Raw genomic sequence first — 14,171 nt, forward strand, 5'->3', positions numbered from 1 at the left:
CATGCGCTTGTTATAGCTCCTTACAATACAAGACCTTCAAACCCTGATGTTAGCGTCAAGAACTCTCTTACGTGCTGCTTGCTCAATATTTTACAATCCTGATGATTGCTGTAATCCATAGCATTTACACCATTTATCTTGGAGTATTTATCGTTGCTATATTCTTCAGCTTTTAGTGTTGAGGTTAATATAGTCTGACCATCTAAACTATTATATATTTCAAGCATCTTAGCCTCCTTTCCTGTTGATAGTTCTCCATCGCGAAATGAGTCAATCACAATAGGAAAGTTATGTTTAAGAAGCTTTCTAAGCGCAATAACTTTACAAAAGTAAAACTCTTGCCCTTCACTACCAGAAAAGGTTGAGTCCTTTTTAGTAAAAATATCCTCAAACACCAAGTTACCGCTAGGATCTATCAACCTGTATAGATCGTTCATCTCCTTCAGCAGATTATTATCGAAACTCTTTCTTTCTTCTTTCAGAGAGTCATCTATGTTTGTATGTGAATTAAGCTGATCCTCTAGTGCCTTTATTTGATTCGAAAGGGAAAATGCTTGGTCATCAAAATCCACCTCTGATATAACCTGCTCCTGATACAAAACAATTTGTTGAAAATTAGGCGGTGTATCTTTCATTTCCTCATTTAGGTCTCTCTGCAATGAATTAATTTCACCAGAGAAATCCATAATTATATCGGTCTTTTTCCTAATATTGTGATCGATGGACTTCATGATGCCATTTCTCACATCTACATTACTTATTTCGAATGTTAGATCGTTATTGGAATACACTATCTTGTCACTGCCACAGTCGCCACATCGAACATTGCCCTCACTGAGGTCTCTATTTAGTGAATTAAGCTCTGCAATGAGGTGTTCTAGCTTGGACTTTCTATTGATCTCTCTTTGCCGTGAACGTTTAAGTTTTGATATATTTTCATTTATCTTAGATATTCTTGTGATCTTTTCCTGAACGACTTCAGAGTCATACGTTCTAGAAGCTATTTCTGCAATATTGGGATTTTGTCTTATTATTGATATTTTTCTTCTAATCTCTTTAAGCTGAATTTTTAGGGAATTAATATTATCCTTTATGCTCTTTATGTTGTCGATATTAATTTGGTTATCAGACAGCCCTGCCATATCATAAACCATAGATTTAAAGTCAGACTTGTTAAATTGCCCCTTACTTATAAGTCCGGATGGATTTCTATTATCCTGACCAATAAAAAATAACTCATATAGTAAGCTCAAATCTACGAGCGTATGTCGACCTTCCTTTTGAATCCTGGGCACTGGAAAAACAAATTCATCTAAGAAGTACCTTGCCTCACCAACTGAATTGAATATCTGCATCGCATCTTCAGTTTTTATAGCAATAGAATTTCTTTTTCTTAAGAACTCATAGGTGACATTGCCATGCTCAACCTCAGAATAGAAAAATTTATCTTTATAGTTGAAAGAGCTAGGAAAGATTGACTCATATCCCATTGAAAACATTAGCCCTTGCATGACTAGCGTTTTACCCCGGTTATTATCGTCACTAAAAATAACATTTAAGCCGTCGGTCAATCTGCCCTCAACAAACGCTTCCTCAGAATCGCCAAATGCAATTTTCTTAATCAGCATTTGCTAACCCCGTCTTTACTAGCGAAATCATATAAAGCAATGTTTCCTTTGTTAAATACTCTGTTTTAATCTTAAAGTCTGACGTTAAACTCGAATAAACATCAAAAATATTATCATCGGGCTTCTCTTTAATTATCCTTATCAATATTTCTGTTGCTTTCCAAAACTCCCTACAGCCGTTTTTATCGAAGAAGGCGCGACTAAGATTTTCATTACACTCTTGAAGTAAGTCCTTTCTTTCCTCTTCATCCTTGCCTATTAAAACGTCAAAAAAGCTAACAGGTATTCCGGGAAAAGAAAAAACATCAATACCAACTAGCCTGCTAATCAAAAGAGTGTTGATTTCTGTCTTTGTAATATGGCGATTGAATTTTAGAACTTCAGAAGGATGATTTATTTTTTCGTTTTCTATGTATGAGTTCTTCAGGGAGTTCTGAGCGTTTCTGATTTCTATAAATATGCGATCGTATATCTCTTCAGAAATGGATCTCTTATTTTTAAATTTAGAAATCTTCTTTATATATGTACTTACTCTCTTATTATCTTCAACGAAGGATATTTTCGACAGGAAATCTATAAAAAGCGGTGGGGTCGTCCCAGATTTATCTCCATTTATTTTTTCTTTGAGTTTCTTTTCTATCCCCTTTCTTTGCTTTTCATTGATATTCGCGTAGCTGTAAATATTTAGAGAAGGGTTTATCAAATAGTCCCTATTAAGTTTAGGAATAAACAATATATACTCATAAAAACTAATAGTTGAGATGTAGTTGTCGTACAGCGTGGATAGACTTTCACCAATCTTAGACGGAGGGAGACTACTATGGTTTTTACTTTGAACATCCCAGAGCTTGCTGAAATCCATGTTAGAGCCTGTTACGTCATTGAAGCAATCCACAGTAATTATTTCAATTTCTTCACTATCACTTCTCATGCCCAGCAAATAAAGCATAGACTTAGTTTCAAAGTCTGAAGCTTTCTTGTTGTTAATTTCCGTGTTTTTGAAAATATACAAGCGGTTCTTCCTGATTTCTTAAGCTACGATTTCTAGTAATGACTGTATTTGGCTATAACGCCGTGGTCAGTGGGCCAGTGTAGTGGAGCATTTTTTATGGTAAAAGAGCGTAGCGATACCATAAAAAATGCGTAGCGCAACTGGCTCCACTGCACCACCTTGTTAGGCGCACCTACCACAAATCTAGCCGATTTATCTCAAACTCAACAGGATCTTCAGTTGGAAGATCTCCTATTTCAATGCAAAATCCATTAACCTGTATGATGCCATTTTCTCGATCTACTACTGTGCCACAGCCAACATATGAATACGGCCCAGTTTGTTCAATTCGCTCTCTAGATTTATCTCTTTTAACCTCAGCACTCCAGTCCGATAGATAGGCCGCCTTTACCTCTGCGTCGAGTACCCTCAAAAGATTCTCGACCTTGTCTCCCTCTTGGTATTCGCAAGGATGGCAGAACACTTGAATCATGGAGATGCCACTTTCAAGCGTAACGCACGCCGTTTCTTCTCCGTAGAATTCAACCTTTTTGACAGTGAGCTGATTCATTTACTCGCCTAACAGCTTATTCGTGCGCATGCGCGTTTACCTCGTTGGACCAGTAAAAACGCGCACAGTTAACTATTTGTATGCAATGAACTTATCAGTATTTTACTAAATTCACCATCTGGAAAAACGCGCATGCGCGTTTTCCAAACCTATTATCTAACCCATAGATTTTATAATTACATGATTTTAATGATATTTATCCACATTAGAATGTGAAAACGCGCACGAACTTGGGATTAAAATCGCCATCATTTCAATATGACTGTATGTCTATCCAGTTTTTAGGCATCGCTCGGAATAGCAAGATTTGAGTGAAATGGATGAAAATTTTTAGGCGAGGAAGTCTGTGTTTGACTGCGCCACAGACAACGAATTAACTCGTTTTGGGGCATCGTCAAGTTAGCAGAACCGGCTGGGATTTTCCGAGTATGGAGTGGGACCAATTGAATGGCATCTCGTGTTGCTAAATGTATGGCATATCAAGCAACTCAGTGGTCAAAATGAGGCTAGATGTCATCTACAGCAGTAGTGGCGATTCACATCAGCCTTATAGTCGATTTGTTCAGAGAGTATGCACCATTTTTTTAATTAAACTGAATTCTAATTAACCTGTCAGGTTGGTAATTCCTGCAATAAACGCGTTACAAGGCCTCGAACTGTTGGGAGAAGCGGGTGTTCTGTAGACCTTGCAAGACTTACCAGTCCAAACAATCCCGAATCTTTCATTGCTGGCTTTACGGGTAACTCAACAAGTTCAAGAGCCGCCCCCCTTACACCAAAAAGTATTGTATCGCTCGAGCTTGCCAATTCAATTAGAGGTTCGAATTGATTGCTTCGCAGGCTTACGCAGTTGTCAGGATGGGCGGCAGGGCCATAGCTATCCACCATATAGTTTGCTATGCGTTCATTCAGCATGGTTAACGCAGCTATTGGGTAGTGACATATTTCATCAAAAGAAAGCGACTTTCGCGCTTGTAATGGGTGACCTTCACGACACATGAAGGCCCCGCCCTGTAGCGCAGCGATAGGTTCTATCCGAAAGTCATTTGATAAAGGCATTAAAAGAGTTGCGATTACAAGTACGTCTAAACGATGTTCCTTAAGGGATTCCAGCATGGATTCAGTACTTTCAACATGGCATTCAACACGAACACCGGGGTGATTAGTCGACATATATCTTAATAAAGGTGCTGTCAGAATTTTACTTGGCATAGGGCCCATGCCTATACGAATCGCGCCCATCTCACCATTAATAATCGCTCTTGCGCGGTCTTTAAGATAATCAGCATCGTCAACGAGCGTGCGTACGTCTTCTTTAAGCGCCTTACCTAATGGCGTGAGTTCTGTATGTCTACCAATGCGTTCAAACAAGCGTTGCCCCATGTCTTCCTCAAGCGATTGAATACTTCGAGTAAGTGCTGGCTGTGTTAGGTTCACAAGTTCCGCAGCACGCCGAAACGAACCTGTTTCAGCAAGTGCCATAAAATGTCTAAGTTGAATGAGTGTCATCAGCCCCCCGTTGACTATCCAGATCAACCTTAGGTCACAAAACAATCTTTAGTTTGATTTATGCCAATAAATTAGTAGGTTGCAAATTTCTAAAGTAGTTTGTCAGCATGCAAAATCGATGAGTAAAAGTCATCGAATTCATAGAATTTCGCATTAGACGTTATTTATTTCAATCCCAATAATTCGCCCGTTATTCAAAACGTGAACAACTTCTTTTTCCGGTGGAAGTTAGTGATTTGGATGACGCGTTTCTAGCAGGCGGTGGCCAGTTGACGGCTCAGCTTGAACACTCGGAATTACAAATTTCAACGAGTAACGAACACGAAAGGGCTTTACATATGGAACAACAAAATTCACGTCGCGAGATGATAAAAAAATGCCTCGCTGTAGCGGCTACTGCAGGTGCTGCCGGTACACTCTCAAATACCGTCTTATCAACGGCCAACGCCAAAGAAGCTAATACCGTTTCAACAATCGAGACCTTCGACTTGATTATTGTAGGTGCAGGTACTGGCGGTTTAGTAACAGCAATTGAAGCTTACGATCAAGGACTTAAACCTTTACTGATCGAAAAGATGGATTTGCCAGCAGGGAATAGTATTTATGCGCTAGGTGGTGTATGTGCGTGTGGTACTCGGTTTCAAAAAGAGGCTGGGATTGACGCAAATAAAGAAGATCTCTTCACTGACATGATGGCAGTATCTGCTGGCCAAGCTGATCCTGCGCTTACTCGCACCTATGTAGAACAAGTCGGCGGGGCTGTCGACTGGCTGCAAGATACAGTTGGATTAAAGTTCCTCAAAATGATCCAAATGCCATACCCATTTTTAAACCGACTGCATCGCATTGATGGCGGTGGGATTACGGGTGGTGGCAAGTTAATCCGTTTGTTAGTCGCGGCATGTAAAAAGCGCAATATCCCACTTCATTTCAATACTAAAGCAGTTGAACTTATCACCGACAGTTCGATGTCGGTTTCAGGAGTTAGAGCCCTGACAGATAATGGTTTGGTTGACTTCAAGGCACGTGGGGGTGTGGTGATTGCCTCTGGCGGTTTTTCCGCAAATAGTGAAATGCTGACCGCCTATGTTGGTGGTGTTATGGCAAAAATTCCTTTGCGTGGTTCTCCTTATGTCACTGGCGAAAACATATCACTGGCGAAACCATTGTTCGCGAAGTTGGTGAATCTAGATCAATTCCATTGTGGTCCTATTTTGGCGGCTACTCACGTAAATCCAGCTGATGCTCTAAGCAACGGTCACGGTGTTATTCTCGATTTACGCGGTAAACGTATTATCGATGAATCAAATACTTATGTAACAAAGGCTCGCTTATTGCCTGTAGTTACTCCAGAAAACAAGGCTTACATATTATTAGACAGTAGATGGGCTAAAGCAGAACACATGGTGAAGAAGTTCACCGAGAGCAATTCACCATTCTTCCAAGACAATACTGTAGAAGGTTTGGCAAACAAGGTGGGATTACCTGTAGATGCGGTTATCTCATCTGTGAATGGATATAACAATGCACTTAAGGACAATAAGCTGAAAGAGTTGACCCCTCCATGCAGCTACAAAACGCCAGAGCCTTTGGATCGCCCGCCTTATTATGCCTTCCCTTATGAAGCAGGTATGACCGCCACCTTCGGGGGACCGAAAATCAACGTGAGTGCCCAAGTTGTCAACATGGAAGACCGTCCTATCAACGGGCTTTATGCCGTAGGTAACGCTGCTGGTGGTTTGTTCTTCAAAGACTATATCGGTGGAAGCCAATTAGCAGGTGCTACCGTATTTGGTCGCATTGCTGCCCGTCATATCGCGCAAATCTGTAAAAAAGCTAACAAAGCATAAGGGGAAATAATAATGAAAAATGCGTTAACCGTTTTTGCTCTGTTGGCAATGAATTTTGTTTTCACTTCCAGCTCCATGGCTGATGAACACCTTGCAGACCGCCATCGTAAGTTACAGGTCAAGTGTGCAAGCTGTCATGGAGAAACCAAGCCTTTTACGGCACCAAAGATGGACAAGTGCTTAAGCTGTCATGGTGGTTCTTACGAGAAACTCGCCTCTAAGACTGCACACACACACCCTAATCCTCACTTCACCCATATCGGCGACAAGGAATGTAGCTCATGCCATAAGGGGCATAAAGAGTCTCAGCTTTTCTGCAACGATTGCCACGCCTTCGATGTAAAAGTTCCTTAAGAGCTTTCTACCGATAGAGTCGTAGATAAGTGTTCTCTTAAACAGTCTGTTAAGTGGCTACTTATCGTCATGGACTCAATGTTTCCGACCTAATGAATTTACTGAATAAGAAATAGTTATTTTTTAAGAAGAGTGAAATGATGAAAACAAAAAAAATGCCATTTATTGCAGGAATACTTGCATTTTCAAGCGTCAATGTCTTTGCCGTTGGATATGGTCAAGTAAACCTTATGTCAAACTGGAAAACAGGTATGGACCAACAAAATGGTATAGCTACCGGTTTTGCTGGCATTAAAGATAATCTGCAAGTAAAAGATCTTGGTCTTAGTTATCAACTTGAAGGCCAGTTCGCAGCAAGTGGAGACCGATTTGATGATGCAGGTATTAAAAATGATGAAATCGAATTGAGAATAGCTGCGATCAAGCTAACAACAAAAAGTTATGGTGCCATTTATATGGGACGAGGTATGTCTGGAACATACAGAAACTTATACTCAAGAACAGATATTCACCCATTTACCAATGTTGAAAAATTTTCGATGAATAAGATTCTTTTTCAACAGGGGAAATACTCAAATAACGTATTGGCATACGCCTCACCAAAATTCAAATCATCTGTCGGCAACTTTCAGTTTAAGTTATCTTCGGTTAACCCTCAATGTGAGGGAGGGGCTAACGATGATGCACTCGGTGCTCGCTTGTTGTATTCAACAACTAATTTCAATGCTGAGATTAACTATACAAGAAAAGATCCTAGTCTAGGAGGTGATGACAGAAAGCATCATAATAATCAGTGGGCAATAGGCGCTGACTATACGATTGGTTACGTAACCCTAGGCTATACAGGGGAATTTGCACAGAATTCATTTTACTATGATACCTCTATTGAAAATTATCTAGAAGGTTATGATGAGCAAACCCATAGCGTATCAATTTTAACTAAAGTTGATGATATGAAATATGGACTATCTTTTCAATTGAGAAATTCTGACAACGTAACTCGTGATGATATTGGATTACTAATTGGTAGTGTAGTCTATTCATATAGTAAAGAGTTAGACTTTGCCATCGAATATGCAAATTATACTGGAAGCAATGATTATCTAGATTACGCTGACAGTCACTCTTTTACTGCAGGATTAACGTTTAGATTTTAGTTGCTTATTAAAAAATATCAGTCATTAATTATTAAAAATAATCATTGAATACTGTTAAATATAAACATATGAAATCTAATGTACGTTTTTATTTATGAAATATTGGCTTAATACATAGCTAATAGTCAAAAATATAACTCTATAAATGTAATATAAAAATGATGGCACTTGGTATTAAGTGCCATCATTCATACACGTAACGAGATCGGCTATATAGGAAACATTTAACAACTCGCATTACTAAATTTGGTCAACTACTTAATGAATGCTCGCGCGACCAAAGGGTTCGCTAACTAACTTAGAGGCATACTTAATCTAAAATACAGCGACATTTTGGAAATGCACTGCATCCCCAAAATTCGTGCCCAGCATTACCGCCCGACTTTGCTGTTCTAAGTACCATTGGTTCACCACATTTAGGGCATGTTCTCGATGTGATTTCCTCTGTTTTTTCCTCGGTCTGTTTGAGTTTTGCTGTGTATTCCTCATTTTCAGTAGGAACATCACTATATGCCTCTGGCGCTATGATAACCTCATCATTTGCTGTGCTGCTGGAAGTGCTTATAGCACCTTTAATCAGTTGCCGAAGGTCAGCCAATACATAAGACCTTGCAACTTTAACCCTAAGTAAAGTGAATCCAGCTGAGGCACACGCTCTATTTACGAACTCATCACGTTGCTGAACCTTTTTGGTGTTATGACTTGCATCATCAAGTTCAACGCCGAGTATAAGTGAGCAATCGTCTTTATTGCATAAAACAAAATCAAAGTGCTTTGATGACACTTTATTAAATGCCCGTTGCCAGTTTGTTCGATTCATTCCTGATATAGGTACCAGCACATCTGCAATCCGCACTTTGGCAAATACCAAGGCGTCATTGCCAACTGCTTGGACTAATGCACCATAAAAAGAACGTTCTGCTTTTGTGAGCAAAAATTGAGTCGATTGATATGTGTATTGGGCTTGATCTGGTTTACTACCTAAAAGCGCTATAACTATGAGCAGTACGATGCAAGTCAGCAAAAATAGCAGTGCAATATCCATATTTAAATTGTCCATTCCATGTTGTGAGCAGCTAATCGAGGTTACTCTGTAGCATTATTAAAATTTGGTCAATTAGCTCATGTTAACGAGTGACGCGTCTTAGCGCTGTGGCATGGAATGGGGCAAAACTAATTTATATCGACTAGCTTTTGACGCTAAATGTTCAGGATTACTCCGAAATTGCCAGCACATGCAGACTTGTGGCCGTCGCCAGCATGGATGCTGGCGTCGAGATTCCAAGGATGGATTCACATCGAGCCACAAGGATGCATGTGCATTTCGCCGTTCTCGGACGTCCTGTCCTCCACGGCATTAATGCATCCATGCATGTCCCCGCTGCAGGCGATTTAGCACGATAAAACTATCAGGCAATACAAAGCCAATAAAGCGGCCCCAGCCCAACAGACACCCACAAAAAAACCGCGCAATGCGCAGTTTTTAAAGGTAACGGCTATAACGTTTAGCCGCTATAAACGTCCAGTAGACGTTACTTCACCTCTTTCCCTTGTGCTTGCAAATCTGCATGGTAGCTAGAGCGTACCAGTGGGCCGCAGGCGGCGTGGGTGAAGCCAAGTTCCGTTGCTAGTTCGTGCATTTTGTCGAACTCAGCTGGGGTCACGTAACGTTCTACCGGCAGGTGGAATTTTGATGGTTGCAGGTATTGCCCCAAGGTCAGCATGTTGACGTCGTGAGCGCGCAGGTCTCGCAGCACATCGGCAATCTCTTCGTTGGTTTCACCCAAGCCCATCATCAAACCTGATTTGGTTGGAATATTCGGGTGACGCTCTTTAAAGCGTTTCAGCAGATTAAGCGACCATTGATAATTCGCCCCTGGGCGCGCTTTGCGGTAGTGCATTGGCGCGGTTTCCAGATTGTGGTTGAACACATCTGGTGGCTCAGTGGCCAGAATATCCAATGCTTGGTCGATACGGCCGCGGAAGTCTGGCACCAGAATCTCAATCTTGATTTCTGGGTTCAGTTTGCGGATTTCACGAATACAATCAGCAAAGTGCTGGGCGCCGCCATCACGCAGGTCGTCACGGTCAACCGAGGTGATCACCACGTATTTGAGCTTCATATCGCGAATGGTTTCGGCGAGTTTGACGGGCTCGTTTTCATCAGGCTTGAGCGGGCGGCCGTGGGCCACGTCGCAGAACGGGCAGCGGCGGGTACAGATCGCGCCCAAAATCATAAAGGTGGCGGTGCCGTGGTTAAAACATTCCGCGAGGTTCGGGCAAGACGCCTCTTCACACACCGAGTGCAAACCGTGGCTACGTAGCGCAGATTTGATATCTAAAATGCGTTGGTTGGACGAGGGCAGTTTCACTCGCAACCAGTCTGGTTTACGCAACATAGTGTCGCGTTCCGATGGCACCACTTTCACGGGAATACGGGCAACCTTGTCAGCATCACGTAGCTTGACGCCGGGTTGTAAACGTTCTGGCCTGTTCATAATGATTTCGGTAATCCTTGGTGATGGATCAGCTGCGTATAACCTAAGCGCTGACTAAAAATTTCGGCAAATTCGTTGGCAGCTTGCTCAACGGTTTGCGGCCCGCCAAGTTGTTTGGCTTGGGTCATCTCTAACCCAGCATAACCACAGGGGTTGATGCGGTGAAACGGCTCTAAATCCATATTGATATTGAACGCCACACCGTGGAAGGAGCAGCCGCGACGAATGCGCAGCCCCAGCGAAGCGATTTTATCGCCGTTAACGTACACGCCCGGCGCATCGGCTTTGGGATAGGCTTCAATGTCATATTTGTCGAGCACAGACACGACAGTTTGCTCAATGTCGGTCACCAGTTGGCGCACGCCGATTTTGAGTCTTTTCACATTTAACAGCGGATAAGCCACCATCTGGCCGGGACCGTGATAGGTCACTTGGCCGCCACGGTCGACTTGGATCACCGGAATATCGCCAGTGTTGAGCAAGTGCTCCGCTTTGCCTGCCTGTCCTTGGGTGAACACCGGTGGGTGCTCGACTAACCACAACTGATCTTCCACTGTTTCGTCGCGATTATCCGTTAGCTGCTGCATGGCATGCCAAACGGTTTCATAATCCATCATGCCCAGATGGCAAATGTGTAAGGTTTTGTCTGACAAGAGAAAATTGTCTCCAGTTTCACCGTGGCGCTATTATACGCGCTCAAGGCAAAAATGTAACACAGATCACACTTTTGCCTGTAAAGATTACAGCACGCGGCGCACGCCTTCGATGGCGGCAAACTCGGTGTAGAGTGTTTCGATGTGCTCTTTGCTTTCTACGATCACGCGGATGGTGACTGAAAGGTAGCTTCCTTTGCTCGATGCTTTGGTGCTCGGGGTGTAATCGCCCGGTGCATGACGTTGAGCCACCAACACCACTTTTTCCGCCAAAGTATCGCTGGCATCGCCAACCACTTTAAAGGGGAAATCGGTAGGGAACTCTAGGTACTTATCGAACTCGGTATTCAACATAAAACGCTATTCCAAAAAATACAGGGATATGAGCAAATATGGCGGCGATTATAACCGAATTCAAGGCGTGGATCAGGTAAGAAAAAGCCGGTATTGCTACCGGCTTGATTTATCTAGATTAAAGCGCGCTTGTGGCCTGTTTTAGCCACGTGAAATCATCACCTTCGAGTAGTGGTGACAGCGTTTCTAGCACGCGTTGATGGTAGTGGTTGACCCAGTCGATTTCGGCGCTGGTCATGAGCGCTTTATCGAACAGACGCTTGTCCATCGGAATAAGGGTAATCGCTTCAAACTGGTAAGTTTCGCGCTCGGCATTCGCCAGTGTTTCACAAGGTTTGACGGTGACCAAATTTTCCAAGCGAATACCAAAACCGTTTTCACGGTAGTAGCCCGGTTCGTTAGAGATCACCATGCCCACTTGCAGTGCAATGGCGTTGTGGTTTTTGCCGATACGTTGCGGGCCTTCATGCACACTCAGGTAATGGCCGACGCCGTGGCCGGTGCCGTGGTCGTAATCAAAACCGTGTTGCCACAGATATTGGCGTGCCAAAATATCCAGCTGTTGGCCGGTGGTGCCTTTCGGAAAGCGCGCTTGATCCAGCGCGATGTGGCCTTTGAGCACCAAGGTCACCATCTTGCGTTGTTCGTCCGTTACCTCACCAATGGCGATAGTGCGGGTCACGTCGGTGGTGCCATCTAAGTATTGCGCGCCAGAATCTACCAAGTAGATGCTGTTCATTTCTACCTGCGCTGGCGTGCCGTTCAAATGATTGTAGTGACACATGGCGGCGTTTGAGCCGGCAGCAGAAATGGTGTCAAAGCTTGGTTCTTGATACAGCGGGTCTGCTTTGCGGAAGCTTTCCAATTTATCTGACAGCGTGGCTTCATCGTACAAACGATTCGCCGCGGTTTCGCGATCGAGCCACGCGAGGAAACGGCTTACTGCTGCGCCATCACGCACGTGACAAGCTTTCATGCCTGCCAGCTCGACAGGGTTTTTACAGGCTTTTGGCAGCGCGACGGGATCAAGACCAGCAATCAATTTTACGCCGGCTTCACGCGCTTGCAGTTGGCATTCGGCGTTGGCGCTGTTTGGGTCAGCCAGCAGTTTTTTGCCTTTAAGTGCAGTAATAGCGACGGCCAACTCCGACTCATCGGCAAAGCTGACGCCAGCACCGACATGGTCGGCAACATCGCTTGGCAGTTTGCGTTGGTCGCAATACAGGGTCATGTCGCCATTGGCACTCAGCAGCGCATTACCCAACACCACTGGAATACGCGGAATATCTTGGCCGCGAATGTTCAGTAGCCAGCAGAAGGAATCGAGCGCGTTGATCAGCGCCACATCAGCGCCTTCTTTCTTTACTAGCTCGCCAATGAATTTGCGTTTCTCAAGGCTGGTTTTACCGGCCACGTCATCACTGAACAGTGAGGCAGGATTCACCGCCGCAGCAGGGCGATCGTGCCAGCAGATATCAACCAAGTTTTCAGGCAAACGCACCAATTCGATATCGACTTTAGCTAAGCGGGTTTGCGCCGCTTCAAACCAAGAAAGAGTGACGCAGCGGGCATCAATACCAACACGGCTGCCCGCAGGCAGTTTGCCTGCCAGCCATTCGTATTGTGGCATGTCGGTCAGGCTTTCGTAGCTGTATTGGCTGCCATCGACTTGTTGGCGCACTTGCACCACATAACGGCCATCAACAAATACCGCTGCGCTTTGTTGCATCACAATCGCCATCCCCGCCGAGCCAGTAAAGCCGGTGAGCCACCACAAACGTTCGTTGTGGGCAGGCACATATTCGCCGAGATATTCGTCGGCGCGTGGTTGCATAAAGGCATCAAGCTTGAGCTTGGCCATTTCGGTGCGAATGGCGTCCAGCCGCGCCGCGATGGAAGTAGACATAGGAACTCCGTTATCGGTGTGGCGCACCGCCGAGTGGCAGTGCGCGAGAAGATAAGCAATTAAGTGCGAGGATTATTGCAACTGTGTGATGGATTTCGCAAGTTAAGCGGCTGAAAAAAGCGTTGCGGAATGTAAAGCGGGGCGCTTATTCATCCTCGCCAATGATGATGTCGCCAAGATTGTCTAACACCTCCCTAATGCCATTAGCGACGGCGTTTTGGGTTTGCTTCTTGGTCACGTGGGTATCTTTAGGCGCATAGTCACCATTTGCTATGGCCTGCCGATGCGCGATCTCTTGGTCATACTCGATGGAACTGTAAGCGGCTTCGCCAAAGGTACTGCAGCCAGTAAAAAGTAGACTTGCCAACATAATGAATACGATGCGATTTATCATCATTTTTCCTTAAATCGATAATGCACTGAGAATCAGTTTAGTTGCTGAAAATACTCTGCCATAACGTATCCATCGCCCCCCAAAAAACACCATTTTCTACATCTTCACGAGAGACGGAGTCACCATGAGGACGGCTAGGCGTGTTTTCATGGTTACTTTTAGCGGTTTGGTCATAGATGTTTTGACTCAATGAGCTACAACCTGTGATTGTGCTCGACAATATGATGATGCTGGCGGCGAGTAACAGTCCCTTATTATTCATTACTAATCCTTTTGCTAACACTGAACGCTCTATTGCAAGTGATG

14 protein-coding genes are annotated in these 14,171 nt (G+C 43.8%); 3 read left to right on the plus strand and 11 right to left on the minus strand.

Annotated features, from left to right (window positions below; translation table 11 throughout):
* Positions 1 to 20 precede the first annotated feature (20 nt).
* The 4 genes from HR45_RS12875 to HR45_RS12890 form a co-directional block, all read right to left on the minus strand.
* On the minus strand, positions 21 to 1,628 hold the full coding sequence (locus HR45_RS12875; RefSeq protein ID WP_037443544.1) for a hypothetical protein: 1,608 nt from the start codon (positions 1,626 to 1,628) through the stop codon (positions 21 to 23).
* A complete protein-coding gene (locus HR45_RS12880; RefSeq protein WP_037443546.1) occupies positions 1,618 to 2,640 on the minus strand; it encodes a hypothetical protein in 1,023 nt (340 codons plus the stop codon). Before HR45_RS12880 ends, HR45_RS12875 begins: the two co-directional genes overlap by 11 nt.
* 172 nt (positions 2,641 to 2,812) lie before the next feature.
* The gene (locus HR45_RS12885; RefSeq protein ID WP_037443548.1) at positions 2,813 to 3,190 is read right to left on the minus strand and encodes a hypothetical protein; all 378 of its coding nucleotides are present in this window, start codon (positions 3,188 to 3,190) and stop codon (positions 2,813 to 2,815) included.
* A 612-nt stretch (positions 3,191 to 3,802) separates the two neighbouring features.
* Positions 3,803 to 4,699, minus strand: a complete 897-nt coding sequence (locus tag HR45_RS12890; RefSeq protein ID WP_037443549.1) for a LysR family transcriptional regulator — start codon at positions 4,697 to 4,699, stop codon at positions 3,803 to 3,805.
* A 338-nt stretch (positions 4,700 to 5,037) separates the two neighbouring features.
* Between HR45_RS12890 and HR45_RS12895 the strand changes: the two genes are divergently transcribed.
* From HR45_RS12895 to HR45_RS12905, 3 genes are all read left to right on the plus strand, one after another.
* Positions 5,038 to 6,549, plus strand: a complete 1,512-nt coding sequence (locus tag HR45_RS12895) for an FAD-dependent oxidoreductase (RefSeq protein WP_037443688.1) — start codon at positions 5,038 to 5,040, stop codon at positions 6,547 to 6,549.
* 12 nt (positions 6,550 to 6,561) lie between these two features.
* Positions 6,562 to 6,903: a cytochrome c3 family protein gene (locus HR45_RS12900; protein ID WP_037443551.1), complete on the plus strand. Its 342-nt coding sequence runs from the start codon at positions 6,562 to 6,564 to the stop codon at positions 6,901 to 6,903.
* Positions 6,904 to 7,040: 137 nt separating this feature from the next.
* Positions 7,041 to 8,060, plus strand: coding sequence for a porin (locus tag HR45_RS12905; protein ID WP_037443553.1), 1,020 nt, complete (start codon positions 7,041 to 7,043; stop codon positions 8,058 to 8,060).
* Between the two features lie 310 nt (positions 8,061 to 8,370).
* Here the strand turns inward: HR45_RS12905 and HR45_RS12910 are convergent, their stop codons facing one another.
* The 7 genes from HR45_RS12910 to HR45_RS12940 all read right to left on the minus strand — a co-directional run bounded on the left by HR45_RS12910 (position 8,371) and on the right by HR45_RS12940 (position 14,127).
* Positions 8,371 to 9,105: a DUF2726 domain-containing protein gene (locus tag HR45_RS12910; RefSeq protein WP_037443555.1), complete on the minus strand. Its 735-nt coding sequence runs from the start codon at positions 9,103 to 9,105 to the stop codon at positions 8,371 to 8,373.
* A 487-nt stretch (positions 9,106 to 9,592) separates the two neighbouring features.
* Positions 9,593 to 10,558: a lipoyl synthase gene (gene lipA / locus HR45_RS12915; protein ID WP_037443557.1), complete on the minus strand. Its 966-nt coding sequence runs from the start codon at positions 10,556 to 10,558 to the stop codon at positions 9,593 to 9,595.
* Positions 10,555 to 11,211 (minus strand): lipoyl(octanoyl) transferase LipB, encoded by a 657-nt coding sequence (lipB, locus tag HR45_RS12920; protein WP_037443559.1) that lies wholly within the window; start codon positions 11,209 to 11,211, stop codon positions 10,555 to 10,557. Before lipB ends, lipA begins: the two co-directional genes overlap by 4 nt.
* Positions 11,212 to 11,298: 87 nt before the next feature.
* Positions 11,299 to 11,565 (minus strand): DUF493 family protein YbeD, encoded by a 267-nt coding sequence (gene ybeD, locus HR45_RS12925; protein ID WP_037443561.1) that lies wholly within the window; start codon positions 11,563 to 11,565, stop codon positions 11,299 to 11,301.
* A 118-nt stretch (positions 11,566 to 11,683) separates the two neighbouring features.
* On the minus strand, positions 11,684 to 13,471 hold the full coding sequence (locus tag HR45_RS12930; protein ID WP_037443568.1) for an aminopeptidase P family protein: 1,788 nt from the start codon (positions 13,469 to 13,471) through the stop codon (positions 11,684 to 11,686).
* 145 nt (positions 13,472 to 13,616) lie between these two features.
* Positions 13,617 to 13,865, minus strand: coding sequence for a hypothetical protein (locus HR45_RS12935; RefSeq protein WP_037443570.1), 249 nt, complete (start codon positions 13,863 to 13,865; stop codon positions 13,617 to 13,619).
* Between the two features lie 37 nt (positions 13,866 to 13,902).
* A complete protein-coding gene (locus HR45_RS12940; protein WP_037443572.1) occupies positions 13,903 to 14,127 on the minus strand; it encodes a hypothetical protein in 225 nt (74 codons plus the stop codon).
* Positions 14,128 to 14,171: the final 44 nt, after the last annotated feature.

This window comes from Shewanella mangrovi, from assembly GCF_000753795.1.
In the GTDB taxonomy this organism is placed as follows: domain Bacteria; phylum Pseudomonadota; class Gammaproteobacteria; order Enterobacterales; family Shewanellaceae; genus Shewanella; species Shewanella mangrovi.

What these genes read in the sequence shown, in the direction of transcription:
- HR45_RS12895 (WP_037443688.1), top strand. Translation starts at nt 5,038, where the DNA reads ATGGAACAACAAAATTCACGTCGCGAGATGATAAAAAAATGCCTCGCT.
- HR45_RS12890 (WP_037443549.1), bottom strand. Translation starts at nt 4,699, where the DNA reads ATGACACTCATTCAACTTAGACATTTTATGGCACTTGCTGAAACAGGT.
- HR45_RS12905 (WP_037443553.1), top strand. Translation starts at nt 7,041, where the DNA reads ATGATGAAAACAAAAAAAATGCCATTTATTGCAGGAATACTTGCATTT.
- HR45_RS12930 (WP_037443568.1), bottom strand. Translation starts at nt 13,471, where the DNA reads ATGTCTACTTCCATCGCGGCGCGGCTGGACGCCATTCGCACCGAAATG.
- ybeD (WP_037443561.1), bottom strand. Translation starts at nt 11,565, where the DNA reads ATGTTGAATACCGAGTTCGATAAGTACCTAGAGTTCCCTACCGATTTC.
- HR45_RS12910 (WP_037443555.1), bottom strand. Translation starts at nt 9,105, where the DNA reads ATGGATATTGCACTGCTATTTTTGCTGACTTGCATCGTACTGCTCATA.
- HR45_RS12900 (WP_037443551.1), top strand. Translation starts at nt 6,562, where the DNA reads ATGAAAAATGCGTTAACCGTTTTTGCTCTGTTGGCAATGAATTTTGTT.
- lipA (WP_037443557.1), bottom strand. Translation starts at nt 10,558, where the DNA reads ATGAACAGGCCAGAACGTTTACAACCCGGCGTCAAGCTACGTGATGCT.
- HR45_RS12875 (WP_037443544.1), bottom strand. Translation starts at nt 1,628, where the DNA reads ATGCTGATTAAGAAAATTGCATTTGGCGATTCTGAGGAAGCGTTTGTT.
- HR45_RS12885 (WP_037443548.1), bottom strand. Translation starts at nt 3,190, where the DNA reads ATGAATCAGCTCACTGTCAAAAAGGTTGAATTCTACGGAGAAGAAACG.
- HR45_RS12940 (WP_037443572.1), bottom strand. Translation starts at nt 14,127, where the DNA reads ATGAATAATAAGGGACTGTTACTCGCCGCCAGCATCATCATATTGTCG.
- HR45_RS12935 (WP_037443570.1), bottom strand. Translation starts at nt 13,865, where the DNA reads ATGATAAATCGCATCGTATTCATTATGTTGGCAAGTCTACTTTTTACT.